The 19297-nt window shown below is 40.2% G+C and carries 20 protein-coding genes, 1 riboswitch and 1 other annotated feature; of the genes, 6 read left to right on the top strand and 14 right to left on the bottom strand.

Annotation, left to right across the window (positions count from 1 at the left end):
* Positions 1-52: 52 nt before the first annotated feature.
* Positions 53-1435, bottom strand: coding sequence for an NADP-specific glutamate dehydrogenase (gene gdhA / locus IRY55_RS11850; protein WP_194563533.1), 1383 nt, complete (start codon positions 1433-1435; stop codon positions 53-55).
* 235 nt (positions 1436-1670) lie between these two features.
* Between gdhA and IRY55_RS11845 the strand changes: the two genes are divergently transcribed.
* The gene (locus IRY55_RS11845; RefSeq protein WP_194563532.1) at positions 1671-2351 is read left to right on the top strand and encodes an HAD family hydrolase; all 681 of its coding nucleotides are present in this window, start codon (positions 1671-1673) and stop codon (positions 2349-2351) included.
* Positions 2352-2403: 52 nt separating this feature from the next.
* Here the strand turns inward: IRY55_RS11845 and IRY55_RS11840 are convergent, their stop codons facing one another.
* From IRY55_RS11840 to IRY55_RS11830, 3 genes are read right to left on the bottom strand one after another with little or no spacing between them, the layout of a single operon-like run.
* Positions 2404-2733, bottom strand: coding sequence for a DMT family transporter (locus tag IRY55_RS11840; protein ID WP_194563553.1), 330 nt, complete (start codon positions 2731-2733; stop codon positions 2404-2406).
* 45 nt (positions 2734-2778) lie between these two features.
* Positions 2779-3141, bottom strand: coding sequence for a DMT family transporter (locus IRY55_RS11835; RefSeq protein WP_194563531.1), 363 nt, complete (start codon positions 3139-3141; stop codon positions 2779-2781).
* Positions 3134-3730, bottom strand: a complete 597-nt coding sequence (locus IRY55_RS11830) for a TetR family transcriptional regulator (RefSeq protein WP_194563552.1) — start codon at positions 3728-3730, stop codon at positions 3134-3136. Before IRY55_RS11830 ends, IRY55_RS11835 begins: the two co-directional genes overlap by 8 nt.
* Positions 3731-4134: 404 nt before the next feature.
* On the opposite strand from IRY55_RS11830, the gene IRY55_RS11825 reads away from it, so the two are divergent.
* Positions 4135-5343 (top strand): NAD(P)-dependent malic enzyme, encoded by a 1209-nt coding sequence (locus IRY55_RS11825; protein WP_194563530.1) that lies wholly within the window; start codon positions 4135-4137, stop codon positions 5341-5343.
* A gap of 274 nt (positions 5344-5617) precedes the next feature.
* Here the strand turns inward: IRY55_RS11825 and metA are convergent, their stop codons facing one another.
* Positions 5618-6526 (bottom strand): homoserine O-acetyltransferase MetA, encoded by a 909-nt coding sequence (metA, locus tag IRY55_RS11820; RefSeq protein ID WP_194563529.1) that lies wholly within the window; start codon positions 6524-6526, stop codon positions 5618-5620.
* A gap of 53 nt (positions 6527-6579) precedes the next feature.
* Positions 6580-6679, bottom strand: a riboswitch (SAM riboswitch).
* A gap of 56 nt (positions 6680-6735) precedes the next feature.
* Positions 6736-7599, bottom strand: coding sequence for a YitT family protein (locus tag IRY55_RS11815; RefSeq protein WP_194563551.1), 864 nt, complete (start codon positions 7597-7599; stop codon positions 6736-6738).
* Positions 7600-7738: 139 nt separating this feature from the next.
* Here IRY55_RS11815 and IRY55_RS11810 point away from each other — a divergent pair, with 139 nt between their 5' ends.
* Complete coding sequence (locus IRY55_RS11810; RefSeq protein WP_194563528.1) at positions 7739-8014, top strand: AbrB/MazE/SpoVT family DNA-binding domain-containing protein; 276 nt, start codon at positions 7739-7741, stop codon at positions 8012-8014.
* 44 nt (positions 8015-8058) lie between these two features.
* Here IRY55_RS11810 and IRY55_RS11805 read toward each other — a convergent pair whose 3' ends face one another.
* The 3 genes from IRY55_RS11805 to IRY55_RS11795 form a co-directional block, all read right to left on the bottom strand.
* Entirely contained in the window at positions 8059-9195 is a 1137-nt protein-coding gene (locus tag IRY55_RS11805; protein ID WP_328799656.1) for a cytochrome ubiquinol oxidase subunit I, read from the bottom strand.
* A gap of 22 nt (positions 9196-9217) precedes the next feature.
* Entirely contained in the window at positions 9218-10582 is a 1365-nt protein-coding gene (locus IRY55_RS11800) for a c-type cytochrome (RefSeq protein WP_194563527.1), read from the bottom strand.
* A 260-nt stretch (positions 10583-10842) separates the two neighbouring features.
* A complete protein-coding gene (locus IRY55_RS11795; RefSeq protein WP_194563526.1) occupies positions 10843-11160 on the bottom strand; it encodes a thioredoxin family protein in 318 nt (105 codons plus the stop codon).
* Positions 11161-11472: 312 nt separating this feature from the next.
* Positions 11473-11702, top strand: a binding site (T-box leader).
* A 143-nt stretch (positions 11703-11845) separates the two neighbouring features.
* On the opposite strand from IRY55_RS11795, the gene serA reads away from it, so the two are divergent.
* Positions 11846-13432 carry a phosphoglycerate dehydrogenase gene (serA, locus tag IRY55_RS11790; RefSeq protein ID WP_194563525.1) on the top strand — a complete coding sequence of 529 codons (1587 nt, stop codon included), beginning with the start codon at positions 11846-11848 and terminating at the stop codon, positions 13430-13432.
* Positions 13433-13477: 45 nt separating this feature from the next.
* Here serA and IRY55_RS11785 read toward each other — a convergent pair whose 3' ends face one another.
* Both IRY55_RS11785 and IRY55_RS11780 read right to left on the bottom strand, forming a co-directional pair.
* Positions 13478-13750 carry an amphi-Trp domain-containing protein gene (locus IRY55_RS11785; protein ID WP_194563524.1) on the bottom strand — a complete coding sequence of 91 codons (273 nt, stop codon included), beginning with the start codon at positions 13748-13750 and terminating at the stop codon, positions 13478-13480.
* 46 nt (positions 13751-13796) lie between these two features.
* Positions 13797-14198, bottom strand: a complete 402-nt coding sequence (locus IRY55_RS11780; protein ID WP_194563523.1) for a GNAT family N-acetyltransferase — start codon at positions 14196-14198, stop codon at positions 13797-13799.
* Between the two features lie 88 nt (positions 14199-14286).
* Here IRY55_RS11780 and IRY55_RS11775 point away from each other — a divergent pair, with 88 nt between their 5' ends.
* On the top strand, positions 14287-15078 hold the full coding sequence (locus IRY55_RS11775; RefSeq protein ID WP_194563522.1) for an HAD family hydrolase: 792 nt from the start codon (positions 14287-14289) through the stop codon (positions 15076-15078).
* Positions 15079-15118: 40 nt separating this feature from the next.
* Here IRY55_RS11775 and IRY55_RS11770 read toward each other — a convergent pair whose 3' ends face one another.
* From IRY55_RS11770 to IRY55_RS11760, 3 genes are read right to left on the bottom strand one after another with little or no spacing between them, the layout of a single operon-like run.
* Complete coding sequence (locus IRY55_RS11770; RefSeq protein ID WP_194563521.1) at positions 15119-16963, bottom strand: SLC13 family permease; 1845 nt, start codon at positions 16961-16963, stop codon at positions 15119-15121.
* A gap of 16 nt (positions 16964-16979) precedes the next feature.
* Positions 16980-17777 carry an ABC transporter ATP-binding protein gene (locus IRY55_RS11765; RefSeq protein WP_194563520.1) on the bottom strand — a complete coding sequence of 266 codons (798 nt, stop codon included), beginning with the start codon at positions 17775-17777 and terminating at the stop codon, positions 16980-16982.
* A gap of 23 nt (positions 17778-17800) precedes the next feature.
* Positions 17801-18325 carry a phosphatidylglycerophosphatase A family protein gene (locus IRY55_RS11760; RefSeq protein WP_194563519.1) on the bottom strand — a complete coding sequence of 175 codons (525 nt, stop codon included), beginning with the start codon at positions 18323-18325 and terminating at the stop codon, positions 17801-17803.
* Positions 18326-18565: 240 nt separating this feature from the next.
* Here IRY55_RS11760 and IRY55_RS11755 point away from each other — a divergent pair, with 240 nt between their 5' ends.
* Positions 18566-19294 carry an alpha/beta hydrolase gene (locus tag IRY55_RS11755; RefSeq protein WP_194563518.1) on the top strand — a complete coding sequence of 243 codons (729 nt, stop codon included), beginning with the start codon at positions 18566-18568 and terminating at the stop codon, positions 19292-19294.
* Positions 19295-19297 lie beyond the last annotated feature (3 nt).

The following is a 19297-nucleotide window of genomic DNA, read 5'->3' as shown; positions in this document are numbered from 1 at the left end:
AAAACCTTCTCGCGACATATCGAGAAGGTTTTGTCTTGCGTATAACGGTTGATTAGTGAATACCGTGCGTCAACATCGCGTTTGCTACTTTTAAAAATCCAGCGATATTCGCGCCCATCACTAAGTTTCCTGGTTCACCATATTGGTTCGCCGCATTCGTACAGCTGTCGTAAATGTTTTTCATGACACCGTGAAGTCGTTCATCTACTTCCTCTGTCGTCCATGAAAGGCGCATGCTGTTTTGTGACATCTCCATTGCAGAGACAGCGACTCCACCGGCATTCGCTGCTTTCGCTGGTGCGAATAACACACCTTTCTTTTGGAAATATTGAATCGCTTCGATAGAAGAAGGCATATTTGCTCCTTCGCCAACCGCTTTTACACCGTTTGCGACAAGGGCTTTTGCGCTTTCTTCATCCAACTCATTTTGTGTCGCACAAGGAAGCGCGATATCACAAGGAAGCTCCCAAATTTTCGAGCAATCTTCCACATATGTCGCTTCTGGATAATACTTTAAGTACTCATAGATTCGTTTTTTATCCACTTCTTTAATTTGTTTGACAACATCTAAATCGATGCCTGTTTCATCGTAAATGTAACCGCCTGAGTCACTACATGCGATCACTGTCGACCCGAGTTCCATCGCTTTCTCCATCGCGTATGTCGAAACATTCCCAGATCCTGATACGACGACTCGACTATCTTGGAAAGAAAGTTCATGTTCGCGTAACATCTCATCGACGAAATAAACTAATCCGTATCCTGTCGCTTCTGTACGTCCTAAACTACCGCCTGAATCTGGGTGCTTCCCTGTGAGTACACCCGCTTCATAGCCACCGTTCAAACGGTTATAATGGCCGAACATGTAGCCGATTTCACGCCGTCCTACTCCGATATCCCCCGCTGGTACGTCTTCATCAGGTCCGATATATTTATGTAGTTCCGTCATAAAACTTTGTGTAAAACGCATAATTTCGCGGTCTGACTTCCCTTTCGGATCGAAATCAGCTCCACCCTTACCAGCACCGATCGGCTGACCTGTAAGTGCATTTTTAAAAATCTGCTCAAACGCTAAAAATTTCATAATACTATTATTAACCGATGGGTGGAAACGTAATCCCCCTTTATACGGTCCTAAATCACTGTTAAATTGCACACGGAAACCACGGTTGACATGGACTTTACCTTGATCATCTTCCCAAGCTACACGAAACGAAATCGTACGGTCTGGCTCGGTAATACGTTCAAGGATCCCGTCTCTTATATACTCAGGATGTTGAGCGAATACCGGACGTAGCGAATCAAAGATCTCTCTCGTCGCTTGTAAAAACTCTGTCTCATTGCTATTGCGTTGTTTAACGAGTTCATACACTTCGTGGACGTAATCGTTTGCGCGCTTGCGTTGTTCCAGTTCTCTCGGCGTTAAATTTGTCATTGCGCTTCATCCCTTTCTTTTTCTCTCCTTTTAAAAGTGAATATTCTGACCTTTAAAAAGAAGTTGTCATTCTATTCTTTATATTATCATTGAAGAAAGCTCTGTACCAATATTTATTTAAAAATTTAGTGAATTTTAACATGTTTTCTTGTCGAAACGTTCGTTTTTCACACTTCTGTAAAATAATTCGGGTATACTGAACAGAGAACATACATTGATGAAAGGGGTTCTGTTCATGTCAACACAACAAGTACGAGTCGCACTTTTCGATTTCGATCAAACGTTTTACAAATACGAAACATTCTCTTTACTTCAAAATCATTTGAAGCATGACGAACAATTGAAAGATCGCTACAGACGTTTTTTCAACCCGACGTTTCTTCCTTATATGCAATATAAAATGAAATTAATGCAACCAGAAAAAGCTCGACGTATCGCCATGCAAAATTATTCGAGCGCATTGGACGGTTTATCAGAAGAAGACGTCCGTTCTTTTTTCCGCAAGTTAAAGCCGACGATTGAAGAAGGTATTAATAAACAACTCGCCCAGCTCGTCGAGGAAAACGCTAAAAATGGTATTCGCTCTATTCTCGTTTCGGGTGCCTTCATTCCCTTTTTAGAAGAAGTGACGAGCGATTATGCCTTCGACGCTATTTTAGGCTCTCATATTCCATTCGTAGAAGGAAAAGTAGACGGAGAAGCGACAATTACACATGTTCAATCCGATTTGAAAGTCAATGCCATTCACGACACATTGCATGATGTAGACGTCGACTGGGAAAATAGCTTCGCCTTCAGCGACCGCTATTCAGATTTACCAATGCTTGAACTCGTCGGAAATCCTGCAGTCGTCAATGCGGAACCTCGTTTAAAAAAACATGCATTGGAGCGCGGTTGGATTTATATCGACGCATAAAAAAGCATGTTTAAAGTTAGACTGAAGTCTTCTTTAAACATGCTTTTTCTTTTTAAGATACGAATTTTAAACCGACGACACCAATCACGATTAAAATGACACTCGCAATGCGCCCCATACTTTTCGATTCTCCGAAGAAAATCATATTGATGACGACCGCGCCCGCTGTGCCGATTCCAATCCATACGGCATAAGCGATACTTACTTGTAAATAATCGAATGCGAAATATAAAAATGCGAATGCCCCACCGAAGCCAAGCAAATAAATAAAACCGTTAAATACATTTTTTACTTCACTATATTTTTTTAATCCGATGACACCTAAAAACTCAAAGCCAGCTGCCAAAATGACTAAAATCCAACCGAGCGTTTCTCCAGACATGCTCGGAAACCAATTCAATACAAAATCTAATGTTCCACCATTCATTTATTTTACCCCTCGCAATGCTTTCTTTTCGTCGATTGAATCCGCAATATTTAATCCGATGACACCGACGACGATGACGATCATAAAGACGACTTTCGCCACGCTTAACGGCTCATGGAAAAAGATAATATCCATCAAGGCGACGCCTACTGTCCCAACCGCTGCGAATACCGCATATACAGTTCCCGTCGGTAACAATTCGCTCGCTTTCGTTAAAAAGTGAAAATCGACAAAAATAAAAGTGACGATGAAAATCCAATGCCACCACTCACTTGCAACGTTAAATCCATAAATCCAGACGAGTTCAAAAAAGCTCGTCATTGCGACATAGGTCCACGCTTTCCTTTTCGTTTGACTATCCATTGTATCCTTCCTTCTCCTCTTGCAATTCGAGCGCATGCTGCAACAATTCATAGACCGCTCGTTTTTGACGTCTCGCGCCTTCTTCCTTATGTTCATCGTACAAATATACTTGCTCCGCAGCTGATTCAATTAATCCGATCATAAGTTTTGACACATCCTCCTCAATGACCGTAGAACGTACCGCTTTTAACACTTTCGCTTTCCATAACCAATTGCGCAAATACGCATAAATGGGCTCATAGACGGATTCCCATTTTTTTAAATGTTCCGTTGAAGCAAGTCCTGCGTAAATTAAGGCTTGCACTTCGTGATATGTCTTATTCACTTCGAAAATCGCATCAATAATTTGTACGAGTTGTTTTGACATAGGCAAATCTTCGTCTACAGATTGCTTCATCGTCGTCAACAATTTATCCGCCATCACTTCCGCAATCGCAGGCATCAATGCCATTTTAGATGGGAAATATAAATAAAATGTCCCTTGTGCGATATCCGCTCCTTGCACGATGTGAGCAATTGTCGTTTTTTGAATGCCACGCTCTAAAAAAGAGTCCAACGCCGCACGAACAATTCGTTCTTTTTTATCCAGTTTGATTCACCCTTTCACCTTTCGAATGAATGATATTCATTATAAATGAATAATATTCATTTTGCAATATGTGAACATTTTCCTTATCATTTTGAAAGTATTTTTCACTTTTTTACCTTGTGAATAACCGCACAATGTCAATCTTTCATCCGTTTTTTCATAAATTTCGAGTCATTAAAAAAATATTTTTCATTTGCGACAAATTTTATTTTCATGTCAACCATGCACTTTATACTTGACAAATCGAAACTACGTGAAATAGTACACGTATTTTATAGTTGCTATAAGTGTGAAGACGTAATATATTGTTTATCAGACGACATCATGAACACGAAACATGAAAAAAATTCGTCGATCCCTTTAAACGTTTTTCGTTTAAAGGAGTAATGGAATGGGGGATTCCAATGGGACAACAATTCAAAAACTCTTTAGAAATGCACGGACGTTTTCATGGAAAGATGGAAACTGTATCGAAAGTATCTCTTTCCAATCGTCACGATTTAAGTTTGGCGTATTCACCAGGTGTCGCTGAACCGAGTATGGCGATTTTTGAAAATCCACAATCGGTATACGACTACACAATCAAAGGGAATTTAGTAGGCGTCGTTACAGATGGAACAGCAGTGCTCGGACTCGGTGATATCGGTCCAGAAGCATCCATGCCTGTAATGGAAGGTAAGGCTTTACTGTTAAAGCAGTTCGCACATATCGATGCATTTCCAATCGCACTCAATACGAAAAGTGTGGATGAAATTGTCGCAACTGTGAAAGCGATGGAACCAACATTTGGCGCTATTAACTTAGAAGATATTTCAGCTCCGCGTTGCTTCGAAATTGAAGATCGTTTAAAAGAAGAATGTAATATTCCGATTTTCCACGATGATCAACATGGTACAGCAATCGTCGTCGCAGCTGGCTTATTAAATGCTTTAAAACTCGTCGATAAAAAAGAGGAAGATGTGAAAGTGGTCGTAAACGGAGCAGGCGCAGCAGGTGTGGCGATCGTTCGTTTATTGCTCGACCTAAACTTCCACAACATTATCGTCTGTGATTCAAAAGGAATTATTTATGAGGGCCGCAAACAATCGATGAACCCGATTAAACATAAAATCGCACGATATACGAATCGTGAACTTTTACAAGGCACACTCGCTGACGCGATGAAAGGTTCTGATATTTTCATCGGGGTGTCGGTTGCCAACTTATTAACAAAACCGCTCATTGATTCGATGAACGAAGATCCGATTATTTTCGGCCTTGCGAACCCGAATCCAGAAATCTCTCCTAATCTTGCAAAAGAATACGGTGTGCGCGTCATTGCGACAGGTCGTTCTGATCATCCGAACCAAGTGAATAACGTGCTCGCTTTCCCAGGGATTTTCCGCGGAGCACTCGATGTACGCGCAACAGAGATTAATGATACGATGAAACGAGCGGCTGTTTATGCGATTTCTTCTCTCATTCATGAAGATGAGTTAACCGAAGAATACATCATTCCAGATCCGTTCGATGCCCGTGTCGTACAAGCTGTTGCAGAAGCAGTGCGCAATGCTGCGATTGAAACAGGGGTCAGCAAACTTCAACAATGCCGCGTCATGTACGCAGCGAAGTAAACATCATGTTGAGCATTCAAAAAAGCCATCCAGCATAAACGAAGTCATTGCAAAATTTACGTTTTTATAACTCCATAGTTTTCAAACAAAAATAAGGCACTTTCTATTCAAAAACGAATAGAAAGTGCCTTATTCCTTACGATTGCCCCACTGCTTTTCGTACATTTCTAACCTTTTCTTATAAACACCCTTGTATAGAAATCAGTAGGCATGGAAAAAAGGGACGTTAGAACAAATTTTCAATCCAACCTCCCTCTCGCAACATGCTTTTTTATTATTCCCACTGATACGGTGTTTCTTGGTACACATAATAGTTCAACCAATTGGAGAAAATTAAATGCGTATGGGAACGCCAAGTATTGAGTGGCACTTGCGTCGGATCATCATTCGGGAAGTAATGCTTCGGCATCGGCGCATCTGGACCTTTCGCTAAATCGCGCTCGTACTCATCTTTCAATGTCGTCGCATCGTATTCTAAATGCCCTGTCATCATTAAATGACGCTTATCTTTTGATGCGATTAAAAATGCCCCAGCTTCTGCGCTCGTCGCTAATAATTTCAATTCAGAATGCTTGCGAATCTTATCTTCGTCAACATCTGTGTAACGTGAATGCGGTGCTTTAAAGACATCGTTAAACCCGCGTACAATATCTTCTGTCGGATCGATTAACGTATGATCAAACACACCTGTACATTTCCCGGGCAATTCATGTTTATCGATATCGTAAAAATAATACAGTGCAGCTTGTGCTCCCCAACAAATATTAAATAAGCTCGTCACATTTGTTTTTGACCATTCATAAATTTCCGTCAATTCTTCCCAATATTGAACATCTTCAAATTCCATCAATTCAATGGGTGCTCCTGTAATGATCATCCCATCAAATTTACGATCTTTAATTTCATCGAATACTTTATAAAACGTATCTAAATGTGTTTTGCTCACATTTTTAGACTCATATGTTGCCGTTGTTAAAAATGTCACATTGACTTGAAGAGGGGTATTTCCTAATAAACGTAATAATTGCAGTTCCGTCTTTTCTTTTTCTGGCATTAAATTGAGTAGTAAAATATTTAATGGACGAATGTCTTGAGTAAACGCTCGTTCTTCATCCATAATGAAGATTTTTTCTTGTAGTAATTTTTCACGAGCAGGCAACGCTTTCGGTATTGTAATCGGCATAATTTCTCCTCCTTATATAAAAAACTCCCTTACAATGTAAGAGAGTTTTCGTTCTCTTATCGGTCGGATTGCTCCGTAAGGAATTAGCACCTTGCGTTCTGTAGGTTGCTGAAGTGTCACTGGGCCTCGTCCCTCGACTTCTCTTGATAAGACTTATTTGATTTTGTACTTATTATACCAGTTCTAACACCGTTATCCTAGTGTTCGGCTCATTTTTGATCGACATAAAACTTATCGAGCGTAAACCCGCGACCGATAATTTCAGAAGCATTTAAAAAGACGACGAAAGAACCCGGTTCATTTAATTGAATAAGCTTTTTTAAATAAACGGCTTCTGATTGTTCGACAACGGATAAAATCATCGTCTTCTCTTCATTCGTATACCCTCCGATGGAATCAACCTTCGTAAAACCACGATCAATTTCAGAATGAATGATTTGTTCTATGCGTTCTGGCTCTTCTGTAATGATGAGCGCCAATTTTGTCGGAGACGTCTGCAATTGTACGAAGTCAATTACTTTACTCGTCACATAAATACTCATCAGCGCATAAAGCGCTAATTCAAAGTCAAAAACGAACGCTGATGTGATTACGACCGCCCCATCGACAATCAACTGCGAAAATCCGCTCGAAATGCGCGTATACCTCTTCAAAATTTGCGCGATGAGTGCTGTTCCTCCAGTCGAGCCATTTCCACGATAAACGATTCCAAGACCAACGCCTAATAAAATCCCACCGTAAATCGCGCTCAACAATGGATTGTCCATCTCTAAATGCCAGCCATCTGTTAAAAAGATGACGAAAGGTAAAAATACCGTACCGACAATCGTTTTAATACTAAAATCACGACCGACTAAAACGACTGCCAAAATGAGGAGAGGGACGTTAATGATCCATTGAACATACGCGGGATTAAACTGGTACATTTCATATAAAATCGTACTAATTCCCGATACGCCACCTGCTGCAATTCGCCCAGGTAATAAAAAAATGTTAAATGCTAGACCAACTAGGGTTGAACCGATTAAAATAAGGGCATAGTCTAACCATGGGTTGGATTGTAATTGTTTCAGTTTCACTGAACTCCCTCCTTAACTATCTTTTCTATTCTAACAAAATAATCTTTTCGAAACGACATGTTTCGAGAATGTTTATGCCCCATTTTTTAGGGAAATACTTGACTAATGATACATTTAGAAGGAGATGGAAATTATGCGTAGTTTAGGTATTGTAAGAAAAGTAGACCATTTAGGCCGTATCGTCATTCCAAAAGAATTAAGAACTTCTTTACATTTAACGAAAGGCGTACCGATGGAAATTTTCGTCGAAGAAGATAAAGTCATTTTGCGAAAATATGAAGTAGATGAAGCCTGTGTTTTAACAGGAGAAATTACACCTGACAACTTCGAACTTTCGAACGGTATGTACTTGAGTCCTCGCGGTGCTCAAATGCTAATGGATGAAATAAAAGAAAAAACATCAAAATAATGAAAAGCGACTCACCTTGTCTATAAGGTAAGTCGCTTTTTATTTTATTTTGCGTCTTCTTCTAACTCTACTTCTAAACCTTCTTCATCATCTTCTGTTTCCACAACAGGTAGTACTTTTTCTGTCGTACGTGGATTTGCTTCGATGTAGTCGTGTAAGTAACTTTCACGCAATTCGTGACGCATCCAACCCATGAACACTAAAATAATGACAAACGTAATGATCACAGCGTTGAAATTGCCTTTCGAATCTGTTTTGCCGAGTTTGTATAAGAAGAATAACAATACTAATGTCAATAAAATCGAGCCGAGTAAAAGACCTGTTAATAATGCATCTTCTCCCATGTAAAGCATCATCACTTCTTTTTCGAAGCTCATTAACAATGCAGTACCTGCTACGAGTTGTAAAGCTGTCGTCCAGAACATCGTTTGAATGCCGAGACGTTTTGACATTTTGTGTACTTCACGTTTTTCCGCTTCATCTTCTACTGTTTCGCCTTCTTTTAAGAGACGCTCAATCTTCTTCTCCGCACGGCGGTTATAGAAGTATAAGTAAATCCCTGAAGTAGCGAAACTCGCTAAAATAAAGTGGAAGTAACGTTGCCAAATTTGTGGGTAGTATGTGAGTGAATGGAAGAACCCTTCAGAACCTGCCCACATCGTTGGATAAAGCATCGATACGACGTTTACGATAAAGATGAGCGGTACGAATAATAAAATTAAACTACCCGTAGCACCGATTAAAACGTGTAACGCTTTTGAACCGCCACGCATCTTTTCCCATGTGAATTTGTATAAATACAAAATGAGGAAAGCTGTGATAAGCAATGCGATCAATGAAAGCCATGCTTTACCGATTAAATTCGTTGATGAATAAAAATATTGTGTGTAAATAACACTAATTAATAAAAGTGGTGCAATCCCTAATACGACTGCAATACTTTTCATAATGGACGTATGATCGGCCAATTGTTGGGCGATACGATCAATTTTACGATCTTTTTTGCTCATCCCTTGAATTTCTTTACCGACAGCAAGTACTGATGAACCGATCGTAATGTTCACAAATAAAATGTGTAAAATGAAGCTGACGACGATTAGCACTTCGAAAAATCCAACATTCCCTGGTATTGCGAGTGTAATATCGTCTGGTATTAAATTTGTCATCGTTTGTAAAACCACTGGTCACATCCTCCTTCTCTCACTATTGTTCTTCTTTTTCGTCATCTTTCTCTTTGCTGCCTTGTGTTAAATCAGCATCTAAACCTTCGTTCGATACTTTAATTAAGTATGCAGCGAGAGCATCACGCTCATCGTCCGTTCCGACGAATGGAGGCATGAATGGACGTGTTTCGTGTAGAGTAGAGATGTAGCCAGATAATGCTGCTTCATCCCAGCCTTCTAGACGATCTCCGAAGTTACGCTTCGTTCTCCATCCTTCGACTGTATGACACGCGATACATTGTCCTTTATACAATTCGCGTCCTGCTTCTAACTGGTTCTCCGCCGTCACTTCTTTAATTGGCGATGCTGCTGAGTTCGCAAGATACCCTTCTTCGTTAAACTTCTCAACTTTTGCAGCTTCTACACCGTTCGCATATAAATAATCATAAATGATGTATGGCTTACGCACCGATTCACGAACTCCTTCGAATTCACCGATAAAGGCAATCGAAGTGAAGAAGATGGCAATCGTTAAGATGACAGGAACACGTTCAGGCTTAATCGCCATCCATAATGCGAAGATGAGGAAAAGCGCAAGTCCTAATACGTGAAGCATGTTAAAGATATTTTCTGGCATTCCTGTCGACCAAATAATTAAATCTTTCGCTTCATCTGGAATACTGAGTAAATACCAAATTCCCGTAATGAGAACCCCTGGTACAGTTAAAGCGTTCCAGAAACTGAATACTTTAAAGACGTCACGACGTACTTCTTTGTCTTTAATGAGCAAGCGGATCGGTAAGGAAATTAGCGATACCGCAAGCAAGATGGCAATGAATGTTCGGAACGCGAGTGACGGAATGTACGTCGGGTTTAAAAAGGCGTTCCAAAATGATAATGTTTCTGTCCATTTTCCTGGTGTTAACTTCGCTGATAAAATACCTGTGATGATCATCGCTGTTAACCAACCGAAGATGGATAAGGTCACCCCGATGCGGAAGTGAATTTTTCGCTTCGCACCTTTCCAAGTGTCCCATGTGTAGTAATAAATAATTAATAAGACAACTTCTGTGATGAAGACGATCCATTCAGCAAACCATGCCCAGAAGAAAATACGCAATAACGAACCGATGGAGTCTGGTTGAATAACAGATGTTACGAGCCAAATTCCGACCCCTGTCATCGCCCCGACCGTGGTCGTTATAATGAGCACCCATTTACTAATTGTTTTCGCCACATTGATGAGCTTTTCGTTGTTCGTTTTCAAGCCCTGGTACTCTAATGAAACCATTAATACCGTCATTCCAATCGCAACCCCGTGACTGACGATTACGTGAATGATCGCAATAATAGCAATTATCATACCGTTTCCTAACCAAGGAAATTCTATGACCGGATAGTTCATAAATTTCTCCCTCCAAATAAAATAGTAAAATGAAGTAACTATATACCGCATCTATTATTATCATTTGAAATTATGGAATTCCTGTTAAGTCAATATGACGAACTAGCGAACGTTTCATCATTTTATTATTAATTCCCATTAAAAAAAGCCCTAAAATAGATGTTTTTCTATCTCAAGACTTCATTTTTATGAAAAAAACTTCAATATTCAATTCACTTTTGTTTCTTTTTTATTCGATTTCTGCTATTTATAAAGTTCTATTACCACTCTAATTCATTTAAAAATTGCTCAATTTGTTCACGTGTTTTACGTTCTTTGCTGACGAAACGCCCTGCTTCTTTTCCTTCACTAAATGCGATGAAGCTCGGAATGCCAAAAATATCAAGCTCTTGACAAATATCGATAAACTCATCACGGTCAACCGATACGAAATCGATCTCTTGATAATCTACTTCTAAAGCGGGTAAAAATGGTTCGATCACCGTACAATCTGGACACCATCCCGCTGTAAACATGAATAACGTGCGCTCTCCTTGTTTCAATTGTTCGAATTGCTCTTTTGACTGTAATTTTTCCATTTCTCATTTCCTCCTCTAACTAGGCAACATTGTCTTTCATTATAATAGATGTCTCTTAGAGGCGCAATGTACACAAATAAAGAGCAATAACTTTCCTCCTTTACTATGCTAAAACCGAAATTGAATTATTCAGAATTTACTTTTATGCCTTTAAACACGAACGTTTTATGTTTTTGAGTATATAAACATTCACTTTTAAGGCTTTTTTATGTCTTTTTACATGTTTCTTTTGTTTTTTTATGATTTATTCACGAATTTCATGTTGACTTTTCATTTTAAGGTTGATAAGATATATTCAACATTTCAATATGCTTAAAGATAATGATGGAGATCATGGTCATAAATGCTTTACTTTTAGAGAGCTAGTGGTTGGTGAAAACTAGTGTAAACTTTATGAATCGAGCGCTCCAGAATCAAATTATTGAACGCCCTTTGTGCTATTAGATAATTTCGCTCATACGCGTTATGTATGCAATGAAGGCATAGATTCGTCTATGCAGAAAAAGGGTGGCACCGCGTAAATACAGCTTTTCGCCCCTTGCAGTACGCAGGGAGTGGAGGGCTTTTTTATTTTCCATTTTCTTAGCTGTAGTGGACATTTACTCGTTCACGCATCATTTTATTGACTGACCCGCTCTGCGGGATAATTACCATTACAATATATGTATAAGGAGAGAATGTAACCATGACATTCAAAGTCGTCATTAGTGATCCATTAAGTGAAGAAGGTATTCAACCATTACGCGAGGCAGAAAATATCGAAATCGATATCGCAACAGATTGTGATGAAACACAATTAATCGAACGTTTGCAAGATGCAGACGCACTTCTCGTACGCAGTCAAACACAAGTAACACGTGAGTTAATTGACAAAGCACCACAATTAAAAGTGATTGGACGTGCAGGTGTCGGCGTTGACAATATCGATTTAGATGCAGCAACAGAACGCGGTATTATCGTCGTCAACGCACCAGATGGCAACACGAACTCCGCTGCAGAGCATACAGTCGCGATGCTCATGTCACTCGCTCGTAACATCCCACAAGCTTTCCAATCATTACAAGCTGGAAAATGGGACCGTAAAACATATATCGGTGTTGAATTAAAACATAAAACGTTAGGAATTATCGGCCTTGGACGTATCGGTGCAGAAGTAGCACACCGTGCGAAAGGACAACGTATGAACGTCATCGCATACGATCCATTCTTAACAGCTGAAACCGCACAAAAACTCGGTGTTGAACAAGGAACAGTTGATGAAGTTCTTGCAAAAGCTGATTTCATTACGATTCATACACCACTTCTCGACTCTACACGCAATATGATTAACGCAGATGCTTTCGCTAAAATGAAAGACGGCGTACGTATCATCAACTGTGCGCGCGGTGGAATTATCGATGAAGACGCGCTTTACGATGCAATCGTAGAAGGTAAAGTAGCAGGCGCTGCACTCGACGTTCTTTCAGTAGAACCATTCGTCGGTCATAAATTGCTCGACCTCCCACAAGTGATTGCAACACCTCACTTAGGAGCATCTACAGTAGAAGCACAAGAAAGTGTCGCAATCGACGTCAGCATGGACGTGATTAAATTCGCAACAGACGGTACAGTTCGCAACCCAGTGAACATGCCTTCTATTTCAAAACGTTTGCTCGACAAAATTGAGCCGTTCTTCGTCTTAACTGAAAAATTAGGAGCTTTCGCTTCTCATTTAGTAGATGGTGCCTACCAACAAGTAAATGTAACATACGCTGGCGAGCTCGCTGAAGTTGACGTGCGTCCACTAACACGTAACTTGATGAAAGGTCTTCTCACATTGAACTTAGGCAACCATGTGAACGATGTGAACTCACGTTACCTTTCAAATCGTATCGGCATTAAAATCGACGAATTAAAAACGACAGCAACGAAAGGCTTCACAAACTTAATTACAGTGGAAGTTGTCACTGAAAAAGGCTCTGTCAAAGTAGCAGGTACTTTATTAAACGGTCTCGGACCACGTATCGTTAAAGTAGACGACTACCCAGTAGACGTCGTTCCAGAAGGTCACCTTTTACTCATCAACCATAAAGACCAACCAGGTGCAATCGGACGCGTCGGTATGCATTTAGCAGCTGAAAATGTCAACATCGCGACGATGCAAGTTGGACGTTCTGAACAAGGTGGTAAAGCGATCATGATCCTCACAGTAGATTATGAAGTGAAACCAGAAGAAGTCGAAGGTTTAGAAAAACTCGACAACGTCTTTGAAGTGAAAGCGATCAACTTTTAAATAAAAAAACGAGAACTGCTCATTTGAACAGTTCTCGTTTTAACATTATTCAATTTTTAAATGTTGCGCAGGGCGACTCTCATCCCACTCTAACTCGATTTCAAATTCATATTTCGTACCGCGACGTTCGACTTTAATTTCAAATTCGACGCGCTCAGTCGGCGTTAATTCAACTTCTTGTTCTCCGAGGACGAGATTCATTTGCCCTTCTTCTTTTAACTTTGCGGCAATCGTCTCTAAAAAAGTAGCAGCTTCTGTCAATGACATTTTGCGTTCAAAATCGAGTAACACTTCTTTCGGTACACGTTTTCTTGCCATTTGTCATCACTCCTTCTTTATTTACCTATATTATACATTATTTCCTTTATCTTTTGTATAAATACATTGGTAAAGAGTCTGATTCGCCTGTAAACCCGAGACGTGCATAAAACGTAATCGCTTTCGGATAAGCGACGAGTACTTTCGTATAGTACGTTTCATATTTCGCTAAAATTTGTTGCATCATACGACGACCGATCCCTTGCCCCTGGTATTCTGGATCTGTCAGCACATAATGGAAGTAAACCGTCATGACATCGTCTGATAAAGCATTAGCGAGCCCGACGAGGCGGTCTTTATCCCATGCCGTAATGACAGAGTGCGAATTTAACATCGCATGATAAAGACGCTCTGGATAGTTCGCCGATTCCCATTCAACGGATGCGAACAATTGTTGTAAATTTTCTTCAGTTAAACGATTTGTTTGAAATGTGTATTGAATTGTCATACATACTCCTCCTCATTCCTTATGCTCCATATTATAATGGATGGGAGGAGCGGATGTCACGACATATTATGAAAGGGGTTTTATACCATTGACTATTCAAACTTTAATTTTCGATTTAGATGACACATTATTGTGGGATGAAAAAAGCATCCAAACTGCTTTTGATAAAACATGTGAATATGCACATGAAATGAACAGCGCCATCGATCCTGTCGCTCTAGAACGCGTCACACGTGAAGAGGCACGTAAATTATACCAATCATATGTCACATATGATCACACTGTCGATATCGGCATCAACCCATTTGAAGGATTATGGGGAACATTCGATGACGAAGGTGAAATGTTCCAAAAGATGAAAGAAATTGTACCAACGTACCAACGCGACGCTTGGACACAAGGATTAAAACGACTCGGGATTGAAGATGCGGCACTCGGTGAGAAACTGGCACTTCGTTTCCGCTCCGAACGAGTGAAAGCACCATTTTTATATGACGACACGTTCGAAATCTTAGATGAATTAAAAGAAGACTACAAACTCGCAATGTTGACGAATGGTTCTCCATCTTTACAACGTTTAAAACTAAAAATTACACCCGAATTAAATTCTTATTTCGATGTTATTTTAATTTCAGGAGATTTCGGAATCGGAAAACCAGATGCATCAATTTTCGAAGAGATTGTTAAACTTGTCGACACACCAGCAGAACAATGCCTCATGATCGGGGATAACTTAATGACCGATATTCTCGGTTCTTCAAAAGTAAATATGCCTTCTGTTTGGATCAACCGTCACGATAAAGAGATGACAGCGGAAGTCGCACCGACATATGAAGTGACTTCTTTAACTGAACTTGCAAAACTCGTCAAAACATTATAATCCAAAAAGCGCCTTCCGAAAATGGAAAGGCGCTTTTTATTTAAAATGGGAATAATAGTGGAAGAGCGATCATCATGACGATAAACATAATGATTTGTAGTGGAACCCCAGCTTTTACGAAGTCGGTAAACCGATATCCTCCCGCCGTCATAACGAGCGCATTCGTCGGACTCGCAACTGGAGTTGCAAACGACATATTTGCGCCGACCGCTACAGCGATTAAAAATGACGTCGGATTAGAATCCATCATGAGTGCCGCATTCATCGCAATCGGTGCGAACAGTACAGCCGTTGCAGTATTGCTAATAAATTGACCAAATAGCATCGTTAAAACGTAAATGCCTGCTAAAACACCGAGCGTTCCAAATGAACCGAGCGAGTCGATAATTCCTTCTGATAACAATTCCATCCCACCGGTTTTTTCAAGAGCAATTGCCATCGGTAACATCGCTCCGATTAAGACAACCGTCTCCCAGTTAATTTCTCGGTACGCATCGTCCATATTGCGAATACAACCCGTTAAAATCATTAAAATCGCGCCGATCGATACCGCGACAACGGCTGGCACGATATCAAACACCATGAGTGCGACCATGAGCAATAAATTAAATGCGGCAATCGGTGCTTTCCCTGTCGCCGCCGCCGCCCCTGCATGCTGTTCAGGACGACCGATGACGACGACATCTTTCGTCTCGCCTGCAAGTCGCTCAATCGACTCCCAGTCCCCTTGAACGAGTAAAGCATCCCCGAACTTTAACTTCACTTTCGTCATCTCTTTCAAGACGAGCTTCCCTTGACGATTAATGCCGAGAATGTTGACATCATATTTTTCACGGAAACCTATTTCTCGAATCGTTTTGTTAAGCAGTGTCGATTTTGGTGTCAATAATACTTCCGCAATTCCCATCTGTTTCGAAATGAGCTCCTCCGCCTCTTCGTCCACTTCTTGCACCGTCAAATGATATTTTTCCGCAAAGCGATGAACATTGTCAATTTGTCCTTGTATGTATAACTCATCACGCTCTTCAAAAACAGTCGATGCGTCCGCCATTTTTTGAAACGTAATCGGTAAAAAATGCATCCCTTCCGCAGAAGAACGCTTTATTTTCAAAATGCACAATTGAAACTCATGAGGCAACTTCAATTGTGAAAGACGCTTTCCAATAATACGACTTTCTTTCGGTACATCGACACGAATGAGTCGATTGTTCAATTCGTACTCTTGCATAATTTTAAATGGTGACAGCTGATAACTGTTTTTAGATGCATCATTGCGCTGATTACTTTTACCGAGACGATGACGGATGAAAAATAAATAAATAACCCCGACAATGACACCAATAAGGCCGATTGGAGTCATTTGGAAAAATCCGAGTTTCGGATAGCCATTCTTCACCAATGTCTCACTGACAATTAAATTCGCGGGTGACGCAATTAATGTTAACAACCCAGAAAAGCTTGCGATATATGACAAAGGCAATAAATATTTGGATAGATTTTCATTAATTTTCATTGCGATGGCTACAACGATCGGTAACATAATGGCTACTGTTCCGGTATTACTCATAAAAGCTCCAACGAAAGCCACAATGAGCATAAGCGCGATAAATAGACGCTTTTCATTTTCACCCGCGACACGAATTAATAAATCGCCCGCTAATTGAGCGAGCCCCGTCCGAACAATTCCTGCTCCGACGATAAATAAAGCCGCTAGCATAATGACGACACTATTTGAAAAACCACTTAATGCTTCAGGCGCAGTTAAAACGCCCGTTAACACGAGCGCTAATATGGCGAGTAATGCGACGAGATCAGCTCGTACTTTATTCGTCATGAATAAAATAATCGTCACTGCTAAAATCGTAAAAGTTATCGTTAATTCCATACATGTTCTCCTCTATTTACGGCAGTTGAACCGGTCCATTCACCGTTACATAAGGTCGTTCAGCATGCCATGTTACTGAAACAGGAGTGTTGAATGTCTCACTTAAACGCTTTGCTGTGAGCACCTCTTTCTTCTCTCCTTGTGCGATGATTTCGCCTTCTTTTAACAATACTGCGTGCGTCATATGAGGCATTACTTCCTCAATATGATGCGTCACATAAATGATGTGACATCCACGTGCAATGACGACTTCCAACGATTGCAAAAATTGTTCACGCGCTAAAATATCAAGACCAGAACAAGGCTCATCTAAAATTAAAATGTCAGGATGACTCATAAGAGAACGTGCAATTAACACACGACGCTTCTCTCCTTCAGATAATTCATGAAATTTTTTACCCGCATATTGAGCGATGCGAAACTGTTTTAACAATTGAATCGCTTCCGCTTCATCTTCTTTAGTAATCTCTTCATAAATGCCAAAGCTCGAATGCTTCCCGCTTAAAATAACGCGCTCGATCGAATCATTACGATAATAATCCGAAAAGCGTTCTAACGCATTACTAACAAAGCCAATTTTTTTACGTAAATCCGGAATATACGTTTTGCCAAATGTTTCACCGAGCACTTCCACTGTGCCATTCGACGGAAATTGATAAGCAGCTAATATATTGAGCAATGTCGTTTTCCCCGAACCGTTTAAACCGATCAGCGCCCATTGTTGCCCGCGCTTCATTTCAAACTGAATATTTTTTAAAATCGGACGTCCTTGTAATGTGACAGCGACGTTCTGAAATCTTGCAATAGTCTCCATCCGTTAGCCTCCTTTCTAATGGGTTAAACTTCGACACCGCCCTCTTCAAAATCACGTGTGCGATGTGCAATACGTGAAGCGGCACACGCTGCTATACTCGCAACTAAATCATCTAAAAACGTATGAATACCATTCCCTTTTTTCGTATCAAGTTCATTAATGATCCCAATTTTATTTTTATCTAAATGTCCGAACGTTGTCACAGCAATCGAACCATATGTAAAGACTGCTCCGAGCGCAATCGTTTCATCTACTCCGAACAACCCTTCGTCTGACTCAACAATTTGCTGTAATGGCGCTGACAATTCTCCCTTTTCAGCAAGTATATCTAATTCGATTCCCACTAAAATCGCATGTTGCATTTCGCGTTTTTCTAACACTCGTTCAACCGAGTTAACACAGTCTTGCAAGGTTAAGCTATGATTGTATGGAATTTGCATTTCATAGACGATTTTTGCAATATCTTCTATTTGCACTCCGCGCTTTTTCAACGCCTCTCTCGTTGCTTTTGTCACTTCTTTTGAATGCACTGGTTCTACTTTTGTCATACTAATGTCCTCCTCCATATTGTCGATTGACCTATTAAAAATCACTCGACTCTCTTTCTCTTCATACTAAAATCATAAGAATTTCGAAAGAGTTATAATAACATTATATCGTGTCTCTGTAGAATCTCCAACTTCTTCAATCAACTTTTAAACGCGAACCTTTCAGCTCTTAGCATTTCACTGCTATAATGAGAATAATCGAGAAATAAATCATTTCGAAATGAAAGAAAGGAGAATTCAATGGTTAACGGACAAGTAAATGAAATGACTATTCCAAGTGAAATATTAGGACAGGAGGTACCAATCCTCGTCTACATGCCAGATACGTATATGCCGATGCAGACGTATCAGTTATTAGTCGCTTCAGATGGAGCCGACTATTTTCGTTACGGCCGTCTAGGTAAAGTCGTTCAGCACTTGATGGACGCAGAAGAAATCGAAGACACCATCGTTGTTGGAATTCCATATGAAGACAAATATATTCGCCGAGAGTATTACCACCCATACGGGGAGCATCAAGAAAAATACGTGCGCTTCGTCGGGGAAGAGTTAATTCCATTTTTAGAAGAGCATTTTTCTTTAGAAGATGACCGAGATGCACGTGCTTTAATCGGAGATAGTTTAGCGGCAACTGTGTCGCTCACCATTTTACAACGCTATCCTGAACTGTTCAGTAAAGCGGGACTCCACTCTCCACTCGTCAATGAAATTGTTATGGACATTGCCAAATCACTCGATCCTATGTTAGAGACGACAATTTACCACGTCATCGGGACGGAAGAAACAAACGTGCAAACGACGAGCGATGGCATGAAAGATTTTTTACAGCCGAATCGCGAATTAAATAAAGTGCTTGAAAAAACAGCAACGTATTATTTTTACGATGAGTTTGAAGGCAATCATACGTGGAAATATTGGCAACAAGATATGGAACGTGCCATTTGCAAATTATTTCAAATGAGTTTATAGGAG

The sequence above is a fragment of the Savagea serpentis genome (assembly GCF_015351395.1).
In the GTDB taxonomy this organism is placed as follows: Bacteria; Bacillota; Bacilli; order Bacillales_A; family Planococcaceae; genus Savagea; species Savagea serpentis.
This window is presented reverse-complemented; position numbering and strand designations above follow the sequence as displayed.